Origin of the sequence: Stenotrophomonas rhizophila (assembly GCF_020857975.1) — a bacterium.
In the GTDB taxonomy this organism is placed as follows: domain Bacteria; phylum Pseudomonadota; class Gammaproteobacteria; order Xanthomonadales; family Xanthomonadaceae; genus Stenotrophomonas; species Stenotrophomonas rhizophila_C.
The window spans coordinates 1-21,387 of the sequence record NZ_JACWUO010000026.1 but is presented as its reverse complement, the minus strand read 5'-3'; the positions used below and the strand labels follow the sequence as shown (position 1 = coordinate 21,387).

At 68.6% G+C, this 21,387-nt stretch carries 18 protein-coding genes; 9 read left to right on the top strand and 9 right to left on the bottom strand.

Annotated features, from left to right (window positions below):
• Positions 1-40 precede the first annotated feature (40 nt).
• The 5 genes from IC535_RS17540 to IC535_RS17520 form a co-directional block, all read right to left on the bottom strand.
• Positions 41-1,183 (bottom strand): hypothetical protein, encoded by a 1,143-nt coding sequence (locus tag IC535_RS17540; protein WP_228885861.1) that lies wholly within the window; start codon positions 1,181-1,183, stop codon positions 41-43.
• Between the two features lie 676 nt (positions 1,184-1,859).
• On the bottom strand, positions 1,860-2,465 hold the full coding sequence (locus IC535_RS17535; protein WP_228885860.1) for a thioredoxin family protein: 606 nt from the start codon (positions 2,463-2,465) through the stop codon (positions 1,860-1,862).
• A gap of 8 nt (positions 2,466-2,473) precedes the next feature.
• Positions 2,474-3,976, bottom strand: a complete 1,503-nt coding sequence (locus IC535_RS17530; RefSeq protein ID WP_228885859.1) for a peptide MFS transporter — start codon at positions 3,974-3,976, stop codon at positions 2,474-2,476.
• A gap of 243 nt (positions 3,977-4,219) precedes the next feature.
• On the bottom strand, positions 4,220-5,098 hold the full coding sequence (locus IC535_RS17525; protein ID WP_228885858.1) for a tryptophan 2,3-dioxygenase: 879 nt from the start codon (positions 5,096-5,098) through the stop codon (positions 4,220-4,222).
• Between the two features lie 67 nt (positions 5,099-5,165).
• Positions 5,166-5,798, bottom strand: a complete 633-nt coding sequence (locus IC535_RS17520) for an NAD(P)H-binding protein (RefSeq protein ID WP_228885857.1) — start codon at positions 5,796-5,798, stop codon at positions 5,166-5,168.
• Between the two features lie 135 nt (positions 5,799-5,933).
• Here IC535_RS17520 and IC535_RS17515 point away from each other — a divergent pair, with 135 nt between their 5' ends.
• The gene (locus IC535_RS17515) at positions 5,934-7,481 is read left to right on the top strand and encodes a GGDEF domain-containing protein (RefSeq protein WP_228885856.1); all 1,548 of its coding nucleotides are present in this window, start codon (positions 5,934-5,936) and stop codon (positions 7,479-7,481) included.
• Between the two features lie 64 nt (positions 7,482-7,545).
• Here the strand turns inward: IC535_RS17515 and IC535_RS17510 are convergent, their stop codons facing one another.
• On the bottom strand, positions 7,546-8,487 hold the full coding sequence (locus tag IC535_RS17510; RefSeq protein ID WP_228886018.1) for a DUF808 domain-containing protein: 942 nt from the start codon (positions 8,485-8,487) through the stop codon (positions 7,546-7,548).
• 133 nt (positions 8,488-8,620) lie between these two features.
• Here IC535_RS17510 and IC535_RS17505 point away from each other — a divergent pair, with 133 nt between their 5' ends.
• Both IC535_RS17505 and IC535_RS17500 read left to right on the top strand, forming a co-directional pair.
• The gene (locus tag IC535_RS17505) at positions 8,621-10,309 is read left to right on the top strand and encodes an ABC1 kinase family protein (RefSeq protein WP_429000369.1); all 1,689 of its coding nucleotides are present in this window, start codon (positions 8,621-8,623) and stop codon (positions 10,307-10,309) included.
• Between the two features lie 266 nt (positions 10,310-10,575).
• Positions 10,576-12,678 (top strand): phosphoglycerol transferase I, encoded by a 2,103-nt coding sequence (locus IC535_RS17500; protein ID WP_228885854.1) that lies wholly within the window; start codon positions 10,576-10,578, stop codon positions 12,676-12,678.
• A gap of 332 nt (positions 12,679-13,010) precedes the next feature.
• Here IC535_RS17500 and IC535_RS17495 read toward each other — a convergent pair whose 3' ends face one another.
• The gene (locus IC535_RS17495; RefSeq protein ID WP_228886017.1) at positions 13,011-15,410 is read right to left on the bottom strand and encodes a DUF3772 domain-containing protein; all 2,400 of its coding nucleotides are present in this window, start codon (positions 15,408-15,410) and stop codon (positions 13,011-13,013) included.
• A 129-nt stretch (positions 15,411-15,539) separates the two neighbouring features.
• Positions 15,540-15,788 carry a hypothetical protein gene (locus IC535_RS17490; protein ID WP_228885853.1) on the bottom strand — a complete coding sequence of 83 codons (249 nt, stop codon included), beginning with the start codon at positions 15,786-15,788 and terminating at the stop codon, positions 15,540-15,542.
• Between the two features lie 183 nt (positions 15,789-15,971).
• On the opposite strand from IC535_RS17490, the gene IC535_RS17485 reads away from it, so the two are divergent.
• The 3 genes from IC535_RS17485 (at position 15,972) to IC535_RS17475 (ending at position 18,284) form a co-directional block, all read left to right on the top strand.
• A complete protein-coding gene (locus tag IC535_RS17485; protein ID WP_228885852.1) occupies positions 15,972-16,466 on the top strand; it encodes a lipocalin family protein in 495 nt (164 codons plus the stop codon).
• A gap of 2 nt (positions 16,467-16,468) precedes the next feature.
• The gene (locus IC535_RS17480; protein ID WP_228885851.1) at positions 16,469-17,680 is read left to right on the top strand and encodes an NAD(P)/FAD-dependent oxidoreductase; all 1,212 of its coding nucleotides are present in this window, start codon (positions 16,469-16,471) and stop codon (positions 17,678-17,680) included.
• A 100-nt stretch (positions 17,681-17,780) separates the two neighbouring features.
• Positions 17,781-18,284, top strand: a complete 504-nt coding sequence (locus IC535_RS17475; RefSeq protein WP_228885850.1) for a hypothetical protein — start codon at positions 17,781-17,783, stop codon at positions 18,282-18,284.
• Positions 18,285-18,356: 72 nt separating this feature from the next.
• Here the strand turns inward: IC535_RS17475 and IC535_RS17470 are convergent, their stop codons facing one another.
• Positions 18,357-18,791 carry a PepSY domain-containing protein gene (locus tag IC535_RS17470; protein WP_228885849.1) on the bottom strand — a complete coding sequence of 145 codons (435 nt, stop codon included), beginning with the start codon at positions 18,789-18,791 and terminating at the stop codon, positions 18,357-18,359.
• A gap of 143 nt (positions 18,792-18,934) precedes the next feature.
• Between IC535_RS17470 and IC535_RS17465 the strand changes: the two genes are divergently transcribed.
• The 3 genes from IC535_RS17465 to IC535_RS17455 are packed head-to-tail and all read left to right on the top strand — an operon-like array spanning position 18,935 to position 21,218.
• Positions 18,935-19,234 (top strand): PepSY domain-containing protein, encoded by a 300-nt coding sequence (locus tag IC535_RS17465; protein ID WP_228885848.1) that lies wholly within the window; start codon positions 18,935-18,937, stop codon positions 19,232-19,234.
• The gene (locus IC535_RS17460; RefSeq protein ID WP_228885847.1) at positions 19,234-19,896 is read left to right on the top strand and encodes a response regulator transcription factor; all 663 of its coding nucleotides are present in this window, start codon (positions 19,234-19,236) and stop codon (positions 19,894-19,896) included. Before IC535_RS17465 ends, IC535_RS17460 begins: the two co-directional genes overlap by 1 nt.
• Entirely contained in the window at positions 19,893-21,218 is a 1,326-nt protein-coding gene (locus IC535_RS17455; RefSeq protein WP_228885846.1) for a sensor histidine kinase, read from the top strand. Before IC535_RS17460 ends, IC535_RS17455 begins: the two co-directional genes overlap by 4 nt.
• Positions 21,219-21,387 lie beyond the last annotated feature (169 nt).

Sequence of the window (21,387 nt, the reverse complement as noted above, 5' to 3'; positions counted from 1 at the left end):
GTGCCTACCGCGGTAGGCGACGACCGTTGGTCGTCGCGCTTCAGCTGAGATGTTTTCGCCGCGCGTGCACCCACGGTGCGGCCAGCGCGCCGATGGCGCCGCCGGCGAAGCCGAGCGAGGCGGCCACGGCGGCCGCTTCGATGGCGTTGGGCAGGGCCAGTGCGGCCAGCACCAGCAGGGCCGAGGGCAGGCCGATGAAGGTGGCCATGAAGTAGCCCCAACGCGGTGCCCAGGTGCCTACCTGGAGCAGGCTGACCGGCATCCAGGTTTCGGCCGAGGCGTCCTGCTTCACCTTGGCCGCCACCTTGACCAGGTCCACTTCGGCCGGCCCCTTGCCGGCGCGGGCGCCGGCCAGCATCTGCGCCACCTCGTCCACGGCGGGGAACGAGGACGGCCAGGACGCCGGCGCCACCACGCCATAGGCGGTCAGCAACGGCACGCTGATCCACGGCGCCAGCAGCGGCCGCAGCTTGCGCCGGTCCAGCACGCACCAGACCTGGCTGACGCCATGCGCCACCACGCTGTACAGCGCCAGCTGGGCCGGCGCCGGGTACGGCAGCATGTTCACCCGCGCGGCCATGCTGTCGTAGCCCATCTGGCGCAGGAAGCCCGGGCGGGTGCGTCCTTCGTGCGCCCAGGCCAGGCCGAGCGCGCCGACCAGGTAGGCTTCGGCCGGGTCCTTGGCCCCGGCGCTGGCGCGGTCGTCGCTGGCCAGGAAGAACGCCAGCGATTTGGGCTCGTCCACGTCGTCGCGGCCCCAGCGCCCGGTGTCGCCCAGCACGTGCCTGAGCGGCAGCCGCGCCGGTGCGGTGTCGGCCTTGGCGGCGTTGTGCAGGAACGGTAGCACCGACAGCACGAAGCCCTGCAGGTCCACCGCGCGCAGGCCACTGCCCTGCCAGTCGGCCGGCAGCAGCCCGGCCAGGGCCGGATTGCGCGCGAGCAGGTCCAGCTGCGCCTTCTGGTCGACCAGCTTTTGCACGGCGGCCTTGAGCAGCACGTTGTCCGGCACGGCCACCAGCGGCAGCCGGTAGCGGATGGCGCCGGGAGCCGGCGCATCGTCGTGCGCATCGCCGCCGTCCAACGTGCCGTGGTCGTCGAGCAGCACGTCCACCGGGGGCAGGCTTACCCCGCCGGTAACTTCAAGGCTGGTGTCCGAAGTGCTGTCGCTGGTGCCCGGCTGCATGCGTATCCGTCCGTTGGTGTGCGCCACGAAACACGCGCGGCATGAGGTCCTTGGAGGTAACGGCAGCGGTACGCGTAAATTGAGGGGCAGGTGTGACGCCGGAGTGCGGGATCCCCCGTGCGTGCTTCCCACCGTGGCGAGAAGAGCAAAAAAAGCCGCGGAATCCGCGGCTTTTTCTCCGATTTCAGGGGAGCGACCTGTCGCAAGGGCCGTCGCAGCGTGAGCACGACGCTATGCGGGTGGTCAGGTGTGCAGGGGGGGGGGCATTTGGATCGGCTGGCGTCTCCGATCGGGCCTGTCGCGAGCGTGAGGGCCCCGTAGCAGCCGGTAGGCCCCTGGCGCAAATGTCCCCCGGCCGCGTCGCGGCCTCCTCCTTTACTTTGCCCAGGAGCCTACCGGCCGCTACGGAGCTCGGCTTGCGGCGCGCATGGGAAGGCAGGCTTTTCTGGCGCTGTCGGTGGGTCGGGCGCTCGGCCCCCATGCCCTTGGAGGCGAAGTAAAGGAGGAGGGGGCGGCCGCAGGCCGACGCCGGGGGACATTCGCCGGAAAGGGCATGGGGGCCGAGCGCCCGACCCGCCGACGGCCGCGCCCGGAAAGCGTCAAAGCACCTTTCTGCTTGCCCCGCATAGGGGCGAAGAACCAAAAAAAGCCGCGGAATCCGCGGCTTTTTCTCCGGTCACGGCGCCTTGGCGGGCGCCCAGTCCTTCATGAAGGCGAAGAACCGTTCGCGGTTGTAGCCCTTGGGCTGGCCCTTGTCGGCCTCCAGCTCGCCGGTGAACTGCGAGTGCAGCAGCTTGCCATCGGCGTCGAGCACGAACAGGTGCGGGTAGCCCTTGATCGCCGGGAACTGCGACAGGAACGCCGCGTTCTCGTTGTCTTCGCTGTAGTTGACCTTCATCCAGACATAGTTGGCATCGCGGAAACTGCGGATCTGCGCATCGCCTTCGATGAACGCATCCAGCAGGTGGCACCACGAGCACCACTCACCGCCCACGTCCAGCACGATGCGCTTGCCGCCGCGCTTGGCCTCGACCTTGGCCGTGGCCAGGTCGGCGACCGGATCGCGGCCCGGATCGAACTGCGCGTTGAGCCCGGCGATCGCAGCGATGTCCGCCGCGGCCGGGGTATTGCCCGAGGCCACCGGCTGGCCGGGATCGGCCACCGCCGGCTTCTGCTCGGTGGTGTCCAGCGGCTGCGCGGGCGCGGCGGTAGGCGCCGACGGTGAACACGCGGCCAGCAGGCCGGCCACGATCATCGAACAACCCACTGCCTTCATGCGCATCGCAGACCTCACTTGACGCCGTGCATCAGCTTGTTGATCAGCGGGGCGAGCAGGAACAGCACCGCACCGGAGATGATCAACGCCCAGAACCCGAACGTATAGCCCTTCAGCGCCGATTCCACGGTCATGCCGCCTTCGCCACTGACCACGCCGGCAAAGATGCCCGACAGGTTGTTGCCGATGCCGGTGGACAGGAACCAGCCACCCATGCCGAAGCCGACCAGACGCACCGGCGCCAGCTTGGTCACCATCGACAGGCCGATCGGCGACAGGCACAGCTCGCCGACCGACTGGATCACATAGACCATGAACAGCGTCCAGAACGGGATCTTGCCGTCCACCACCATGCTCGACAGGGCCAGCATCAGCAGCGCGAACGCCGCGCCGTTGAACAGCAGGCCCAGGCCGAACTTGCGCGGAATCGAGGGATTGGCGCGGCCCAGCTTGATCCAGATCCAGGCCACCAGCGGCGCCAGGGTGATGATCGCCACCGAGTTGACCGACTGGAACCAGGCGGTGGGGAATTCCCAGCCGCCCAGGTTGCGGTTGACGATGTTGTCGGCCAGGAAGGTGAACGAGCTGCCGGCCTGTTCGAAGAACATCCAGAACATCACGTTGAAGGTGAAGATGATCAGCATGGCGATCACGCGGTCGCGCTGTACCTTGCCTTCGCGGATGCCCTCGACCAGCAGCAGCACGCCCAGCGCGATGAACATCACGCCCAGGATCCAGGCCAGCGCGGTGGCGCCGGTGGACAGCAGGAAGTAGGCCACCGGGATGGCCACGATCGCACCGACAAACACCATGACGATGCGGCCATAGCCTTCGGCGCCCACCGGCGGCGCGCCGATGCCCTTCAGGCCGGCGCGGCCGACGTAGAACCATGCCAGGCTGATCAGCATGCCGATGCCCGAGGCGATGAACACCATCTTGTAGGACGGCATCGCCTGGGTACCGAACACGCGTTCGGCCAGGTACTGGGTCAGCACCGGGGCGATCATCGCGCCGATGTTGATGCCCATGTAGAAGATGGTGAAGCCCGAATCGCGGCGCTCGTCCTTCAGGCCATAGAGCTTGCCGACCATCGTGGAGATGTTGGGCTTGAACAGGCCGTTGCCGATGATGATGGTGGCCAGGCCCAGTTCGAACACTTCCTTGTTCGGCATGGCGACCATGAACAGGCCGGCCGCCATGATCACCGCACCGGTCAGGATCGAGCGTTGGTAGCCCAGTACCCGGTCGGCGACATAGCCACCGAAGATGGCCGCGGCATAGACCAGCGCCAGGTAGGCGCCGTAGGTGCGGCTGGCGGCGGCCTGGCCGGCCGAGTCGCCCTCGAAGAACTGCGCCACGATGTACAGCACCAGCGCCCAGCGGATGCCGTAGAACGCGAAGCGTTCCCAGAATTCGGTCATGAACAGCATCCACAACGGGCGTGGATGGCCCAGCGTGGTCTTGAACTCCGGCAACGCCGGGTCGGGAACGGATTTCGCGGCGGCGTCTACGCTCATGCGGGATTCCTGGGTTCGGTGGAAGACAAGCACGTCCGATGTGCGAAAGCAGCGCGGGAGAATCCCAGACCAACCACGTTCACGTCAAATACACGCTGATGGGTGCCGCTGGCGGCATGGTCGCTGAACTTGCATCTGCAACTGCCGGTCCCGGACCGGCAGCGCAGCAACGGCGGGGCCTGCCGCACCGTACGGCGGATGGGCCCGGCAAATATGAATAGGCTTATTGCGGACCATGCCCGCTCAGGCGTCCGGCGGCATCGGGTCGTCGTTGCGGATGGTGGTGCGCACCTGGAACAGCTCCGGGAAGAAGGTCAGTTCCAGCGCCTGGCGCAGGAACCCCACCCCGCTGGAGCCGCCGGTGCCGCGCTTGAAGCCGATCACCCGCATCACCGTGCGCATGTGGCGGAAGCGCCAGAGCTGGAAGGCGGTTTCCAGATCCACCAGGTCTTCGCACAGCGCGTACTCACGCCAGAAGCGGTCGGTGTTCTGGTAGATGCGCTCGAACACCGGGTGCAGCGCATCGTCGGCCACGTGCGGCTGCTGCCAGTCGCGGCCGGCGTACTCGGCCGGCACCGGGTGGCCGAAGCGGGCCAGGTAGCGCAGGAATTCCTCGTACAGGCTGGGCGCGTCCAGCACTTCCTGCAGCTGCGCCTGGCCGGCCGGGTCGTGCGAGAACACCTGCAGCATCTGCGCGTTCTTGTTGCCCAGCAGGAACTCGATGTAGCGGTACTGCAGCGACTGGAAGCCCGAAGACGGGCCCAGCACGTCGCGGAAGCCCATGTACTCCGAGGGCGTCAGCGTCTCCAGCACCGACCACTGCTCGGTCAACTGGCGCAGCACCTGCTTGCTGCGCGCCAGCACCTTGCGGCACTGCCAGACCTCGTCGCGCTGCAGGAAGCCGATCGCCGCGCGCAGTTCGTGGGCCAACAGCTTCAGCCACAGCTCGGAGGTCTGGTGCTGGATGATGAACAGCATTTCGTCGTGATGCGGCGGGCTGGACAGCGGCTGCTGGGCCGACAGCAGCTGGTCCAGGCGCAGGTAGCCGGCGTAGGTCAGGCGCCCCTGCAGATCGGTGTGGATACCGGCTTCGAGATCGCGTTGGTTCTTTTCGACGGACATGACGGCAGCCGCATAAGGGGCACAAAGGGTAGCGCAGCGGCCGGGCCGGTGCCCGGATCGGCCTCCTTCAGGCCAGCTGCGCCGAACCGACCACGTGTACGCCCGGGCGCGGTGCCAGCGCGGCCTCGACCATCGCCGCGGCGATGTTGGCTGCCGGGTTGATCCGCCAGGCGCGCGGCAGCACCGGGCCCAGCGCCCCCAGCACCACGCCGGCCAGGTGCTCGCCGGTACGCCGCTGGCTGCGCTGGCCGCCGATCAGGCCCGGCCGCACCAGGGTCAGCGCCGGATAGGCCAGCCCACGCAGGTCCTGCTCCAGGCGGCCCTTGACCTGGTTGTAGAACACCAGCGAACGCGGGTTGGCCCCCATCGCCGAATTCAGTACGAAGGCCTGCGCGCCGTGGGCCTGGGCCAGGGTCGCCACCTGCAGCGGGTAGTCGTGGTCGATCCGGGCGAAGGCGGCGCGGCTGCCGGCCTGCCTGAGGGTGCTGCCCAGCGCGCAGACCACCGCATCCACCGCCCACCAGCCGGCCTGGACCGGCAGCTGCTCGAAGTCCACCACCGGGTTGTGCAGGGCCGGGTCGGTCCGCGCCAGCGCGCGCCGGGTCGGCGCCACCACGGCAGTGCAGCGCGGATCGTCCAGCAATTGCTGCAGCACCTGCGCACCGACCAGCCCGGTCGCCCCCACCAGCATCACCTTCATCGCACCGCCCTGGCTCCAGATTGCCTACCATCGTGGCACAACGCCGGGTTAAAGCCGGCGCGGCCGCCGCCGATACCGTTCCAACCTCTTCCCCCGTCCGGCCACCTGGCCGGTGACCCGCCAAGGACCTGCCGCATGTCGGACCCGCACGACGCTCCCCCCAGCCCCGGCACCGCCGTGGGCCGGCTGCTGTCGCGCCGCCAGGCCGGGCGTGCGGCAGTGGACGCCGAGGCACCGGCCGCCACGCCCAAGGGCGGCAGCAGCGCCATGCTGCAGCGGCTGTTTGCCGGCATCGAAACGCCCGAGCCGCTGTTGGCGGCGTTCGCCAACGGCATGTCCACCCTGCCCGGCGAGCTGGGCGACATGGGCCTGCGCCTGCAATCGGCGCAACGCAGCGCCGACTGGGTCAGCTATGGCCGCGCGATGCGCCAGCTGATCGACAAGTACATCCGCACCATCGAGCAGGAGAGCCCGGACGGCCAGCCCGACAGCCTGCGCCTGCGCGACCTGCTGCGCCACACCCTGGGCGTGACCGTGGCCAGCCTGCTGCAGAACATGCCCGAGCTGAAGGACGAACCGGCCCGGATCGCCGCCGACCTGCAGCTGTGGCACCCCGGCCAGCCGCTGCAGCCGCTGGAGCTGCGCCTGCGCGAGCTGTCGCACCAGATCGGGGTACGCAGCGATGGCTGGCAGGAACAGCAGGAACTGCTGCTGAGCCTGTTCGACCTGCTGCTGGACAACATCAGCGAACTGCTCGACGACAGCAGCTGGCTGCACAGCCAGGTGCACGCGGTGCGCGAACTGATCGGCGGGCCGCTGGACCGCGATTCGGTCGAGCAGGCGCGCGCCAACCTGCGCGAGGTGATCTACAAGCAAGGCCTGCTCAAGCAGGGCATCGTCGAATCCAAGGCCGCGATGAAGCACTTGATGGGTGGCTTCATCGAACGCCTGGACGGCATGGCGGTCAGCACCGGCGAGTACCACGACCGGATCAGCAGCTATGCGCTGGCGCTGAAGGAAGCGCGCAGCATCGCCGACCTCAGCCAGCTGCTGCAGGACGTGCTGCAGGACACCGGGCGGGTACAGGAACAGGCCCTGCAGGCGCGCGACCACCTGGGCAATGCACGCCGCGAGGTGGAACTGGCCGAGCAGCGCATCGCCGAACTGGAGCAGGAGCTGCGCGAAGCGTCCGGGCTGGTGCGCACCGACCCGCTCACCGGTGCCTTGAACCGGCGCGGTTTCGATGAACTGCTCGAGCGCGAACTGGCCCGCGCCGGCCGCCACGCGCACCCGCTGGCGCTGGCGCTGATCGACCTGGACGACTTCCACCAGACCAACGACCAGTACGGCCATGCCGGTGGCGACGCGGTGCTGCGCCACCTGGTGACGGTGTCCCGGTTGCTGGTACGCAGCACCGATGCAATCGCGCGCATCGGTGGCGACGAGTTCGTGCTGCTGCTGCCCGAAACCCCGGGCGCCGACAGCATGTCGACCCTGCTGCGCCTGCAGCGTTCGCTGGCGCAGCGGCCGCTGCCGCTGGAGGCGCAGCGGGTGCCGGTGCATTTCAGCGCCGGCCTGGTGCAATGGCAGCCGGGCGAAGATGCCGACACCCTGCTGCGGCGCGCCGATGCCGCGCTGTATGCGGCCAAGCGCGTGGGCAAGAACCGCGTGCAGGCTGCCTGAAACCGCGCCCCGGCGGGGCCGGGCCCTGCCCGGCCAGCGACGATCCCGCGCGGACCGCAGCGCCTCAGTGCGCCGCTTTCTTGCCGCGCAGTTTCTGCACGCCCATCACCACCGCCAGCACCACCGTACCGGCGATCAGCCCGACCACCATGTTGCCCAGCGCCTCGACCAGCCAGCCCCAGCGCGCGTTGCTGCCGCCCCACTCCAGCACCAGGTGGTGCAGCGCCGGCACGTTGTGCACCAGGATGCCGCCGCCGACCAGGAACATCGCCGCGGTGCCGGCCACCGACAGGAATTTCATCAGCCACGGCGCGGCCACCAGCAGGCCGCGGCCGAGCGCGGCCAGTGCCGCGCCCTTGCGCGACCAGTACAGGCCCAGGTCGTCGAGCTTGACGATGCCGGCCACCAGCCCGTAGACGAATACTGTCATCGCCAGCGCGATCACCACCAGCGCGGTGACCTGGTTGAGGAACGGCGCCGCCGACACCACCCCCAGCGACAGCACGATGATCTCGGCCGACAGGATGAAATCGGTGCGCACCGCGCCCTTCACCTTGTCGTTCTCCCAGGCCACCATGTCCACCTTCTCATCGGCCAGCGCCTTGAGCCGCGCGGCCCGTTCCTGCCCGTCCTCCTCGCGCGAGTGCAGGAAGCGGTGGGCCAGCTTTTCCACGCCTTCAAAGCACAGAAACGCACCGCCGATCATCATCAGCGGCACCACGATCGGCACCGGGTAGCCCTTGCCGCGCAGCCAGGCCTCCAGCGCGCTGATCGCCAGCGCCGCCGGGACCAGGATCGCCTTGTTGACCAGCGAGCCCTTGGCCACCGCCCACACCACCGGCAGTTCGCGGTTGGCATTGACCCCGGTCACCTGTTGCGCGTTCAGCGCCAGGTCGTCGCCGAGCACGCCGGCGGTTTTCTTGGCCGCGACCTTGGTCAGGACCGACACATCGTCCAGCAACGCGGCAATGTCATCGAGCAGGGCAAACAGGCTGGCACCGGCCATGGCAATCCAATAGAGCGAGCAGAAGCGTGGATTCTGCCCGATCCGGGCGCCGGGGCGGTAGCGCAGCACGGATTCACCGGCCCACCACCGCGCCCCGGCGACACTGCCGGTGACCCCGCCCCGGAGCCCCTGCTTGAATACCACGCCCCTTCCCCCCGGTTCGCCGTCGCTGGTCACGGGCATGAACCGCCGCAGCCAGATCCTGCGCCTGCTGCTGCGCTACCGGAACTCCGGGGTGTTCTCCGGCATGAACCTGGATGCGCGCGCCGTCCACGACGTGCCGCAGGAGGGTAACCCGGAACAGTTCGTCACCGACCTGGAATCGCTGGGCCCCACCTTCGTCAAGCTGGGCCAGATGCTGTCCACCCGCCCGGACATGGTGCCGGTGGAGTTCGCCACGGCGCTGGAGCGGATGCAGGAAAAGGTGGCGCCGATCCCGGTCGAGCGCATCCACGCCATCATCGAACAGGAACTGGGCGCCCCGGTGGGCAAGCTGTTCGCCAGCTTCGACCCGGTGCCGCTGGGCTGCGCCTCGATCGCCCAGGTGCACCGCGCGCAGATGCACGATGGCCGCGAGGTGGCGGTCAAGGTGCAGAAGCCGGAAGTGGCCGCGCAGCTGCGCTCGGACCTGGAGGTGCTGCGCAGTTTCGCGCTGGCCGCCGACCATCTCACCCAGGTTGGCCGCCGGGTGCGCCTGCGCGACTGGCTCAACGAATTCGCCAAGACCCTGATGCAGGAACTGGACTACCAGGCCGAAGCGGAAAACCTGCACCGCTTCGGCCGGCACCTGCGCCGCTACCGGCAGTTGTGGGTGCCGCAGCCGGTCTGGGACTACTGCAGCCACCGGGTGCTGACCATGGAACTGGCCCAGGGCGTGCGCGTGGACATGATCCCGGACGTGCGGCGCACCGAGGAACCGATGGCGCCGCTGGCCGCCGCATTGATCCGCGGCTACCTGGACCAGATCTTCGTGCATGGCGAAATCCATGCCGACCCGCACCCGGGCAACCTGCGCGTCACCCCGCAGGGGCGGCTGGCGATCTTCGACCTGGGCATGGTCGCGCACATGCCGCCGCGCCTGCGCGAGCGCCTGCTCAAGCTGCTGTTCGCCGCGGTGGACGGCCGCGGCGAGGAAGTGGCCGATGAGATCATCGGCATCAGCACCCGGCTGGAGGCGTTCGACGAAGAACGCTACCTGCGCGAAACCGGCCAGATGATCGCCCGCTACGCGGCCAACAACACCTTCTCCGAAGGGCGGGTGGTGCTGGACCTGGTGCGTATCGCCACCGCCAGCGGCCTGCGCACGCCGCCGGAACTGAGCCTGCTGGGCAAGGCGCTGCTGAACCTGGAAACCGTATGCCGGCTGCTGTCGCCCCAGCTGGACACCCGCCGCATCGTCGAGCGCCAGCTGCAGCACGTGATGCGCGCGCGCCTGAAGAAATCGCTGTCGGCGGCCAACCTGGCCAGCGAAGCGATGGAAGTGCAGCAGCTGCTGCGCGAAGGGCCGCGCAAGCTGTCGGACATCCTGGCGCTGCTGGCCGAGAACCGCCTGCAGATGAAGGTGACCGGGCTGGAGGAATCGCGGCTGATGGAGAACCTGCAGAAGATCGCCAACCGGGTCTCGGCCGGCATCGTCACCGCCGCGCTGATCCTGGCCGCGGCAATGATGATGAAGGTCGACACCGGCTGGCACCTGTTCGGCTATCCGGCCATCGCCTTCATGCTGATGCTGATCGGCGTGCTGCTCGGCCTGGGCATCATCGTCAGTGCGGTGCTGTTCGATCGGCGCGCACGCGCCAAGGAAGAACGCGGGCATCGTTGAATACGCCGCGTACCGGCGTATTCACCAACGCGCATGCAGGCAGCGGCCCACTGCGGCGGCAGCGTATTTTCACGCACGTTTTACACCTGCAATCGCCAGGCGTTGTAGTGCAGCGCGCGCGGTTTTCAACAAACATTTCAGTCAGGTTCGGGCAGGCATGATCCAGTCATCGGCTTGTCATGCAAGTGTGGTTGGCACAGCCGGTCGGATGGGAAACGCGCAGTGCCGGCGTCCATCACCACCTGTCTCCGCTGCCGATACCGCCTATGCTCTGGATCCTGCTGCTGTCGTTGTTGCTGCTCACCGGGTTGTTCCTCGCATCGGACAAATGGATGTGGTGGAAGGCCAGCCTGATGTCGCTGCTGCTGCTGGCGCTCAGTGCCTGGTGGTTGATCAACAAGCTCTCCGGAGACGGCCTCAACGCGGCCACCCTGTACCACCTGGGCGCGGACATGGAAGGCGCCGGCATCGCCGATTTCAAGGGCTATATCGCCGGCTTCATCGTGCTGGCGGTGGTCTCGCTGCTGCCGCTGGCGGTGGCCCGGGTACGCCGCACGCCGGCCAGCGTACACGGCCGGCAGGTGTTCGGCGGGTTCGTGCTGATGTGGCTGGTGGCCATCGCGGTCAGCCCGTTGTACCGCGACGGGCAGCGCCTGTACCAGCAGATGCGCCCGGTGGATTACAGCATGGTGGCGCCGGAATACCGCGTGCCGCAGCAGCCGCTGGGCAAGCCGCGCAACATCGTGTGGATCTACGGCGAAAGCCTGGAGCGCACCTACCTGGATGAAACCACCTTCCCGGCGCTGATGCCCAACCTCAACCGGCTGGCCAGCCAGGCGCTGGACGTGCGCGGACTGGTCTCGGCCGAAGGCGGCGGCTGGACCATCGCCGGGCTGGTGTCCTCGATGTGCGGCGTGCCGCTGACCACCGCCAAGGAAGATGAGAACAGCATGGGCCGCATGGGCAGCTTCCTGCCCGAGGCGGTGTGCCTGGGCGACTATCTCAAGCAGCAGGGCTATACCAACCATTACCTGGGCGGGGCCAACGGCCAGTTCGCCGGCAAGGGCCAGTTCCTGTCCACCCATGGTTACGACACCGTCGACGACCTGGCCTGGTTCAAGAAGCAAAAGGTAACCCGCGCGCACTTCTCGCCGTGGGGCGTGCACGACGATGTGCTGCTGGACAAGGCCTACGACCGCTTCGTGCAGCTGTCGCGCAAGGGCGAGCCGTTCATGCTCACCACGCTGACCATGGACACCCACCACCCGGCCGGCCACCTGCCGGTGGCCTGCAAGGGCACCCGCTACCGCAGCGCGCACGGCAACATCGGCATGCTCAATGCGCTCAACTGCACCGACCGGTTGATCTCCAAGCTGGTCGACCGCATCCAGGCCAGTCCGTATGGGCAGGACACCCTGATCGTGATCGCCTCCGACCACCTGGCCATGCCGAACGATCTCAGCCACATCCTGGCCAAGCAGAAGCGCGAGAACCTGCTGCTGTTCCTCGGCAAGGACATCGCGCCGCGCCAGCTGGCCACCCCGGCCGGCTCGACCCTGGACTCCGGCGCCACCCTGCTGAGCCTGATCGACCCGGCCATCGATGCGATCGGCTTCGGCCGCTCGCTGCTGCACCCGGAACGGTCGGACAGTGCCAGCGCGGCGGTGTTCCGCGACAACGGCAAGGACTACCCGCGTTACCTGGCGTTCTCGCGCTCGCTGTGGCTGGGCGACAAGACCCGCCAGCTGCGCATCGACCAGGACAACCAGGTGGTGATCGGCCTGCAGCACGTGCAACCGCCGGTGCTGCTGGAATACGACAAGCGCTGGGACCTCAAGTCGGTCTACCTGGAGAACACCTCCAAGCAGTTCGACCTGGCCGATCCGGCCAACACGCTGGCCTACGTGGACCGTTGCACCGCCTTCGAGGATGGATCGGCCGACGGCGACTGGTGCGCGCTGCTGGTCAACCGCGACAAGGGCATCAAGCTGTACCGCGACGACCAGCTGCGCAGCGGTTTTGCCGTGGACGGCCCGCTGGACCCGTCCAGCGGCCCGCGCCCGAGCATCCGCCAGGCGCACATGATCACCCAGAAGGGCCGCCGCACCCGCGCCGGCCAGTACATGCTGCAACTGGTGGCCAGGCAGTCGCCCGACCGCGGCTTCTGGATCGAAGCGGTGTCGTCGCAACGCAAGGTGGTGGTGGCCCAGCAATGGGTACAACCCGATGCCGACGGCCGCATCAACGTCAGCTTCGGCCTGGACCACGAAGTGGATGACCTGGAAGTACGCGCATGGTTGAACCATGCCGAAAAGCTGGCCGTGGACACCTTCGCGCTGGTGCCGTCGCGGCGCGGCAACCGCGGGTAGTCCGTTATTGTTGTTTCCGCTTCGCGTAGAAGTCCAACGTCAACAGCGTTTCGTGCCCCTTCGGGGCGCGAGTTACTTTCTTGCTCGTGCAAGAAAGTAACCAAAGAACACGCCCCCATCCGCTCGCCGTCGGGCTACGCCCGCCGGTTCCCTGCGCTTCTCGCGGCGTCGGGGGACGGCGCGGAACTCGCTGCGCTCAAACACCCGCGCCTCTTCGCCCCCGACGCCGCTGCGATGCTCGGCTCGCTCCAAGGGGGAAGGTAGATCAAATTCAAAATCATGAGCAACAGCAACAGAAGCAACCAAGCGGGGCCCGGCATGCGCTGCGTTGGTTAGACCGGCCGTTCCTGCGCTGAGCCCGGATCCCGCACCAGATGCACATCGGTCGGCGAGGACAAGGCAATCCCCGCCGCGGCGAACTTCTCCAGCACGGTGAAATACAGGTCGCTGCGCGCCCCGTACACCGCCCGCGGGCTGGGCACGAACGCGAAACTGTTGATCGCCACCTGCCCGTTGGCGATCGCATCGATGAACACCGACGGCGCCGGGTTGTCCAGCACCCCCGGGTGCTCGGCATAGCTGTCCAGCAGGATCTGCCGCAGCATCGCCACATCGGTGTTCAACGGTACCGAGAACTGGATCTGGATGCGGCCCTGCGCGTTGCCCATCGTCATGTTGCGGATGGTCTTGGTGATCAACTCCGAGTTCGGCACGATCAGCGTCGACTTGTCGCCCACCTGGATCTCGGTCGAGCGCACGCTGATCCGCTTGATATCGCCCTCCTGGTCGCCCAGCTTGATCCAGTCGCCGATCTTGACCGGGCGCTCGGCCAGCAGGATCAATCCCGACACGAAGTTCTGGGTGATCGCCTGCAGGCCGAAACCGATGCCCACCGACAACGCACTGACCACCAGCGCCAGCTTCTCAAAGCCGATCCCCAGCGCGGTCAAGCCCCACAGCACTGCGGCGATGATGCCCAGGTAGCGGGTCACGGTGCTGATCGAGTTGCGCGCCCCGGCATCCAGTTCGGTCTTGGGCAGGTAGGTGTTGGTCAGCCAGTTCTGGAAGGCCTGCATCACCGCCCACACCAGCACGAACGCCAGCACCGCGTACAGCACGCTGCTGGGCTTGAGCGTGGTGCTGCCGATGGTCAAGCCGTTGGACAGCGAATCCAGCGCGCCATAGAACCCGTTGAGGTTGCCGAACGGCGCGGTCAACGCCAGTACCGCCAGCAGGATCACCCCCACGCGCAGCAGTGCCGACAGCAACACCCCGGCCTGCTCCACCCGGGCCTCGGTCAGCCCGGTGGTCAGCACGATGCCCTGCCCGGCACGGCTGGCCGGCGACAACAGCCAGGTAGCGAAATCATCGGCGAACTTGAGCAGCAGCGAGGCGGCCAGCAGCACCACCGCACCCCACACCAGTTGCTGGGCCACGAACAGCGCGAAGTTGAGGTAGCCCAGCAGGGTGGCGACCACCGCCGCGACCACCACCAGGTGCCCGGCCAGCCGGGCCAGGATGATCCAGCCGCTGCGCCGCACCGGCGCCTTGGCCGGCTTGGCCCCGCCCTCGGCCTGCGCATCCAGCTTGACCTGCGCCTCCTCGGCCTGGCGGTGATGCAGGCGCGCCAGCGATACCAGGATGGCGATGATCAGGGCCATGTAGGCGATCGCGATCACCCCGTCCACCGCCACCGTAGTGATCTCGCTGGTGCGCGAGGCACGGTTGATCTCCACCAGCAGGATGCTCAGGAAGGTCAGCCCGGCCGCGCACCAGGCGTACTTGCGCAGGCGCCAGGCAGCGGTGTCGTCCAGGGTCAGCAGGCGCCAGGAGGGGCGCTTGGGCACCAGCAGACAGGCGCTGAGGGCGCTGATGAAGGCCGCCACGAAGGTGGCCACCTGGAAGTGCAGGGCCAGCTGCTCCAGCCGCGGCGGAATCGCCCCGATGTTCTGCAACACGGCCACCAGCACCGCCGCGGCCAGGCCCGGCAGCAACGTGCCCACCGCCAGCAACCACACCGCCAGGCCGGAACGGCGCAGGCGCCCGTCGGGCGCGCGCTCGGAAGCCGCGTAGCGGCGCCCGGCCGCGCGCAGCCACAGCCGCAGCGGGAACAACATCAGCAGCGCCACCGCCAGCCCGGTCAGCGGCGCGCTCCAGCCATGCTCGGCGATCGCCTTGCGCGCGGTGCCCTCGCCCTGCCGGTACAGCGACAGCAGCCGCCGGTAGTCGGCCGGTACATGGGTGGCGAACTGCTTCCACAACGACGGCGACAGCGGCGAATTGACCTTGCGCGCCAGCTCCTCGCTGAACTGGCTGACGCGCATCTTCTCGATGGTCGCGCCCAGCTGCCTGGCGTCGCCGGCCAGCAGCTTGGCGCGGGCCAGCGCCGAGGCGATGTCGCTGCGCTGCTGGTTCAGCGCCTTGCGCTGCAGGGCGATATCGCGGGGTTCAACGGTGCCCGCGACGACCTCGCCCAGTTGCGCCACCCGTGCGTCCATCTGTTCCAGCTGCGGCTGCAGCGCATTGCGCGCGGCATCGGCATCGCGCTGCACGGCCAGGGCCCGGTCGGACAGGGTCTGCAGCGTATCGCGGGTGTCGGCATCGTCCAGCGAGGCCTGGATCTGCTTGAGTTCCCTGTCGGCCTGGGCCAGCTGTGCGATCGGATCGCCCTCGCCCGGCGCATCGGCCTGGGCCAGGGCCAGCGGAGCCAGCCCCAGCCAGGCGCACATCATCAGCCAGGCCAGCGGCCGCAGGAAGGAACGGAAAGGACGGAAGGACAAGCCGGCACCACAGGGTTCGCGCGGACCACCGCGCCTGCCCGCGACTATAAACCGCGGCCGGTCCACACCGGGTATGCGCCGTCAGTATTTGAGCCGCAGCTCTTCCACCTGCGGCTGCAGGGCCAGGTACCAGTCCTGGAATTCCTCTTCGCTGATTTCATCGGGCGCATACACCGCCACCGGATCCCAGGCGTGGTCGGTGGGCAGCGGCTGGCGCGGGCCGGCGCGCAGCGAATAGCTGACGCCCTCGTGCTCGACCACCTCGTCCAGCGTCTCCCACCGTTGGCGGGCAAAGCCGGTTTCACTCTTGAGCAGGATCACCTGGTACATCCGCAACTCCCTGGCTGTCGACAACGGGCGCACGGCACGCCCACCGGCAGCATAGCCCCGGGGCGCCGACCGCAGCACCCCGCACCGGCAACGCACTGTTCTCGACGCCGCCCTCGCTTCGGCTTCACTCCCTCATGGCAGCGCGCTCGGCATCGTGGGGGCCACTATCCCCACCTGCCTGCGATGAACGAGCACGCCGAACTGAAAACCGTACCGGACCTCAAGCTGCCGCGTTACCTGGGCACCTGGTATGAAATTGCCCGCCTGCCGATGCACCACGAGCCGGAGAACTGCACCGATGTGTCGGCGCAGTACAGCCTGCTCGACAACGGCAACGTGCAGGTGCACAACCGCTGCCGCCTGGACGGACAGGTCGAGGAGGCGGTCGGCGAGGCCTGCGTGGTGGACAACGACAGCGCACGGCTGGAAGTCAGCTTCCTGCCCAAGGGCCTGCGCTGGATCCCGTTCACCAAGGGCGACTACTGGGTGATCCAGGTGGCCCCGGACTACAGCGTGGCCCTGGTCGGCAGCCCGGACCGCAAGTTCCTGTGGCTGCTGGCGCGTACCCCCGCGCTGGATGCCGTCGTGCAGGAGCACTACCTGGCCCAGGCGCGCCAGCAGGGCTTCGACCTGACCGGCTTGATCCAGACCCCGCACACCGGCCGGCCCACGGCCTGAGCATGGACCTCAAAAGCGGGTACCCGTTCTGGGCGGTCAGCAACGGCCTGATGCACGCCTTCCCACCGCTGCACGGGAACCTGCACTGCGATGTGCTGGTGGTCGGCGGCGGCATCAGCGGCGCATTGATCGCCGACGAACTGTCCGCGCACGGCCACGACGTGGCCTTGATCGAGCAGCGCGACATCGGCTGGGGCAGCACCGCCGCCAGCACCGCGCTGCTGCAGTATGAAATCGACACCCACCTGGTCGACCTGGCCCAGCGCTACGGCGAGAACGCCGCCGTGCTGGCCTACCAGGCCTGCGCCGAGGCCATCCCGGCCCTGCGCGCGGTGGCCGGCGCCTTCAGCGGGGTGGACTGCCACCCCATGCACAGCCTGTACTACGCCAGCAAACGCGGCCACCACGCCGTGCTGCACGCCGAGTTCGCGCTGCGCCGCCGCCATGGCTTCGACGTGCGCTGGCTGGAGGCCGCGGCACTGCAGCAGGAATTCGGCATCGATGCGCCCGGCGCCATCCTCAGCGGCCTGGCCGCCCGGGTGGATCCGTACCGGCTGACCTACCGGCTGCTGATGCGCCTGCGCAAACGCGGCGTGGGCGTCTACGACCGCACCGTGCTCGACACCCTGGTGCCGACCGCGCGCGGGGTCACCGCCACCACCGCCGACGGCCTGCAGATCCGCTGTCGGCACGTGGTGCTGGCCACCGGCTATGCCGGCCAGCACTGGCTGAAACAGCGCGTGGCGCGCAACCGCAGCAGCTACGCCTTCATCACCGACCCGATCGACCCGGACCTGCTCGGCGCGCTGGCCACCACCATGGTCTGGGAATCGGCCCGGCCCTACCTGTACCTGCGCAGCACCGGCGACCACCGCCTGCTGGTCGGCGGCGAAGACGATGCACTGGACATCCCGGCGCGGCGCGACCGGCGGGTGGCGGCCAAGGCGGCCCGGTTGCTGGGCAAGACCGCCAGGCTGTTCCCGCAGCTGTCGCTGCAACCGGCATTTTCATGGGCCGGCACCTTCGCCGAAACCCATGACGGCCTGCCGTTCTTCGGCGCGCATGCGCAGTGGGGGCCGCGGGTGCTGTTCGCCATGGCCTACGGCGGCAACGGCATCACCTACTCGATGATCGGCGCCGGGCTGCTGCGCGCGCGCGTCGAGGGGCGCCGGCACCGGCTGGCCGAATTGTTCGGGTTCGGCCGGCTGGGCTGAAGTTCCGCTTGCAACCGGGCCCATGACAGGCATCATTCAAACTCGCGGTGCTAGCGTCAACGCCGTCGGCCACCTGACCTGCCCGCCCCGGAGCCCTGCCATGATCCGCCCGCTTACCCTGCTGCTGTGCCTGCTCGCCCCCGGCGTCGCCCTGGCCCAGTCCGCGGCCGGTGCCACCGGGCCGCAGTCGGCGACCGACCTGAATCTGGCACTGCCCGATGCGCCGATGCAGTATCTGAACGATCCGACGCTGCGCGGCGACCCGCCGGGCACGTTCTACGGCGACAAGACCGGCCGCCGCGCGGTCGATCGCCCCGGCGCGGCCAACGGCATCGCCCAGGTCACCGACGACAAGCTGCGGGTCAACGGCAGCTTCACCACCGGGATCGGGTATTCGAAGAATTTCGGCAACAGCCACTACAACGAGGCCGAGCTGAACTTGAACAAGAACTACACCACCGACGAAGGCAAGACCCACAGCCTCAACCTCAACATCCGGGTTGGCGAGGGCAACGGCCCAGGCTTCTACGGCCCGTACGGCGGTGGCTACGGTGGGTACGGGCGCGGCGGCTACTGGGATTACCCGCCGCCGGCCGGCTGGTAGGCGGCCACCGCGATCCACACGGGCAAACGGCCGGGGCAACCCGGCCGTTTGCGTTGCAGCGCCAAGCCGTGGTCAGTCGAACCAGCCATCGCGCTTGCTCGACAGCACCCGCCCGTCATAGCCGCTCAGGCGCACCTCCACGCGCTGGTTGCGGGCATTGCGCGCCTCCAGCGCCCAGGTGGCGCCCTCGCGCTCGAACGATTCGATCCGGGTGTAGCCGGCCTTCTGCGCCAGCGCCAGGATCTGCCCGGCATCGAGCACGCTGCGGTTGCCGCGCGGATCGAAGATCTCGCCGTTGGCCGGATCGATGATCACTTCATCGACGCTGCCATCGGCGCGGCTGACATCGGCTTCCCACAGGCCGTCCTCGCGTTCGAGCTGGTGCACCTGGGTGTAGCCGGCCGCGCGCAGCTTGGCCTGCACATCGGCGGCGGAAAGGTCGGCGGCCAGGGCCGGGGTGGCAACCAGGGCCAGCGCCAGGCCGGCGGCAAGGGTACGGATGTTCATGGGGGTCTCCAGAAGGGTCACCGGTGGATCCCGGCGCCGCCAGTCTGGCAAGCCGGGTTAACCGGACCATGAGGCCGCCTGTTAGACAATGTTTAGACAGCACACGTATACCGTGTGCATCGCTGCTGCCTTCCCCACTGCCCATGCCCGCCCTGAGCCTGCTGCTGCCCCTGCTGTTGACCGCCGCCACGCCGGACCCGGCGCGGGCGCTCGACGGTGGCCAGCGCCAGCAGCAGGCCGTGCGCCAGGCAGTCCGCCAGGGCCGCTATGTGCCGCTGGAAACCGTGCTGGCCGACGCGCTGCGGCGCTATCCGGGACAACTGGTGGAAGTGGAGCTGGACGGGGACAAGTACGAAATCGAGATCCTCGGCGCCAACGGCGTGGTGATGGAGCTGGACTACGACGCCGCCAGCGGCCGCCTGTTGAAAATGGAAGAAGACTGATGCGGATCCTGCTTGCCGAAGACGATGCGCTGCTGGCCAGCCGCCTGCAGACCCTGCTCGAGGACGCCGGCTATGTGGTCATGCACAGCAGCGAAGGCCGCGCGGCCGAGGAACTGGGCCAGATCGAGGAGATCGCCGCGGCGGTGGTCGACCTGGGCCTGCCTGGCCTGGACGGGCTGAGCGTGATCGAGCGCTGGCGCCAGGCCGGGCGCGGCTTTCCGGTGCTGGTACTGACCGCACGCGCCCGCTGGCACGACAAGCTGGCCGGCTTCGATGCCGGCGCCGACGACTACCTGACCAAGCCGTTCCAGCCCGAGGAACTGCTGCTGCGCCTGCGCGCCCTGATCCGCCGCAGCGCCGGCCACGCGCATCCGCGCCTGCAGTGCGGCCCGCTGGTGCTGGACGTCAACGCCGGCCGCTTCGAGCTGGACGGCGCACCGCTGGCGCTCAGCGCGCAGGAATACCGCATCCTCAGCTACTTCATGCACCACCCCGACACCGTGCTGAGCCGCGCGCGGCTGGGCGAGAACGTCTACGACGATGGCCTGGATCCGGACTCCAATACGCTGGACGTGTTGATCGGGCGCATCCGCCGCAAGCTCGGCAGCGAACTGATCCACACCCACCGCGGCCAGGGCTTCCGCCTGTCGGCGACGCCATGAGCACCGGGTCGCTGCGCACGCGCCTGCTGGTCGCCGGTGGGCTGGGCCTGGTGCTGGTCTCGGCACTGGCCACCTGGTGGCTGGGCGCGATGTTCGAGCGCTCGGCGCGCAGCGCGATGGACGAGCGCCTGGGCAACGAGCTGATCGCGGTGCTGGCGCTGGCCGAGACCGATGCCGACGGCCGGCTGCAATGGCGCCAGCCGCTGGCCGACGAGCGCTACCGGCGTGTGTTCTCCGGCGACTACTGGCAGGTGCTGGACCCGCAGCGGCGCCCGCTCGCGCAATCGCGCTCGCTGTGGGACCAATCGCTCGCAGCGCCGGCCGGGCTGCGGTCCGGGCCGGCGCAGGCCATCGACCTCAGCGGGCCACTGAAGCAACCGCTACGGGCGCTGGCCCAGCAGGTCACCCTGCCCCGCGCCGCCGCGCCGGTGATCGTGATGGTCGCCACCGACCGTAGCCAGCTGGATGCGCAGGTCGCCAGCTTCCGGCAACGCACCGCGCTCGCCCTGGCCGTGCTGATCGCGCTGTGGTTCGCCGTGCTGGTCACCCAGGTGCATTACGGCCTGCGGCCGCTGGCCGACCTCGGGCGTATCGCCGCGCAGGTGCGCAACGGCGAGAACGTGCGCTTCCCGCAGCAGGGCCTGGTGAAGGAAGTCGCGCCACTGGCCGGCCAGCTCAACGCGCTGCTCGACCACCATCAGCGCATGATGGTGCGCGCACGCCGCAGCGCCGAAGACCTCGCCCACGCCCTGAAGACCCCGCTGACCGTGCTCACCACCGAAGCCGAAGGCGATGGCAGCGACTGGCGCCAGACCCTGCGCAGCGAGACCGCACGCATGCAGGCCAGCATCGACCGCTACCTGGCCGCAGGCCTGGGCGCGGACAGCCGGCAGCGCACGCCGGTGGCACCGGTGACCAGCGCGCTGTGCGGGCTGATGCAACGTGTGCATGCGGCGCGCGGATTGCGTTTTGAATGCGATAGTGCCGCCACCGGTGTTTTCGCCGGCGCGCGCGAGGATCTGGAAGAGATGCTGGGCAACCTGCTCGACAATGCCGGCAAGTGGGCCGCGCGGGCGGTGCGCGTGGACGTAGCGCAGGACGGTACGCAGCTGCGCATCACCGTGGCCGATGACGGCCCCGGGCTACCGGCAGCGCAGCTGGAGCGTGTGCTGGAACGCGGCGTGCGGCTGGATGAGCGGGCTTCGGGCAGCGGGCTGGGATTGTCGATCGTGGCGGACATCGCCGAGAGTTATGGCGGCACCCTGGTGCTGGCCAATGCCGCGCCGGGATTGCGGGCGACGTTGACGTTGCCGGCGGGGTAAGACGCGCCGTCGCTGCTGGTGCTGCTGGTGCTGTTGGTGCTGTTGGTGCTGTTGGTGCTGTTGGTGCTGTTGGTGCTGTTGGTGCTGTTGGTAGTGCCGGCCGCTGGCCGGCTTCACGCAGGGTCGGGAGCCGGCCAGCGGCCGGCACTACCGGCAATGTGCAGCCGAT

What these genes read in the sequence shown, in the direction of transcription:
- IC535_RS17495 (WP_228886017.1), bottom strand. Translation starts at nt 15,410, where the DNA reads ATGATGTGCGCCTGGCTGGGGCTGGCTCCGCTGGCCCTGGCCCAGGCC.
- IC535_RS17525 (WP_228885858.1), bottom strand. Translation starts at nt 5,098, where the DNA reads ATGTCCGTCGAAAAGAACCAACGCGATCTCGAAGCCGGTATCCACACC.
- IC535_RS17465 (WP_228885848.1), top strand. Translation starts at nt 18,935, where the DNA reads ATGCCCGCCCTGAGCCTGCTGCTGCCCCTGCTGTTGACCGCCGCCACG.
- IC535_RS17485 (WP_228885852.1), top strand. Translation starts at nt 15,972, where the DNA reads ATGAACGAGCACGCCGAACTGAAAACCGTACCGGACCTCAAGCTGCCG.
- IC535_RS17510 (WP_228886018.1), bottom strand. Translation starts at nt 8,487, where the DNA reads ATGGCCGGTGCCAGCCTGTTTGCCCTGCTCGATGACATTGCCGCGTTG.
- IC535_RS17475 (WP_228885850.1), top strand. Translation starts at nt 17,781, where the DNA reads ATGATCCGCCCGCTTACCCTGCTGCTGTGCCTGCTCGCCCCCGGCGTC.
- IC535_RS17540 (WP_228885861.1), bottom strand. Translation starts at nt 1,183, where the DNA reads ATGCAGCCGGGCACCAGCGACAGCACTTCGGACACCAGCCTTGAAGTT.
- IC535_RS17460 (WP_228885847.1), top strand. Translation starts at nt 19,234, where the DNA reads ATGCGGATCCTGCTTGCCGAAGACGATGCGCTGCTGGCCAGCCGCCTG.
- IC535_RS17490 (WP_228885853.1), bottom strand. Translation starts at nt 15,788, where the DNA reads ATGTACCAGGTGATCCTGCTCAAGAGTGAAACCGGCTTTGCCCGCCAA.
- IC535_RS17455 (WP_228885846.1), top strand. Translation starts at nt 19,893, where the DNA reads ATGAGCACCGGGTCGCTGCGCACGCGCCTGCTGGTCGCCGGTGGGCTG.
- IC535_RS17470 (WP_228885849.1), bottom strand. Translation starts at nt 18,791, where the DNA reads ATGAACATCCGTACCCTTGCCGCCGGCCTGGCGCTGGCCCTGGTTGCC.
- IC535_RS17480 (WP_228885851.1), top strand. Translation starts at nt 16,469, where the DNA reads ATGGACCTCAAAAGCGGGTACCCGTTCTGGGCGGTCAGCAACGGCCTG.
- IC535_RS17535 (WP_228885860.1), bottom strand. Translation starts at nt 2,465, where the DNA reads ATGCGCATGAAGGCAGTGGGTTGTTCGATGATCGTGGCCGGCCTGCTG.
- IC535_RS17515 (WP_228885856.1), top strand. Translation starts at nt 5,934, where the DNA reads ATGTCGGACCCGCACGACGCTCCCCCCAGCCCCGGCACCGCCGTGGGC.
- IC535_RS17500 (WP_228885854.1), top strand. Translation starts at nt 10,576, where the DNA reads ATGCTCTGGATCCTGCTGCTGTCGTTGTTGCTGCTCACCGGGTTGTTC.
- IC535_RS17530 (WP_228885859.1), bottom strand. Translation starts at nt 3,976, where the DNA reads ATGAGCGTAGACGCCGCCGCGAAATCCGTTCCCGACCCGGCGTTGCCG.
- IC535_RS17520 (WP_228885857.1), bottom strand. Translation starts at nt 5,798, where the DNA reads ATGAAGGTGATGCTGGTGGGGGCGACCGGGCTGGTCGGTGCGCAGGTG.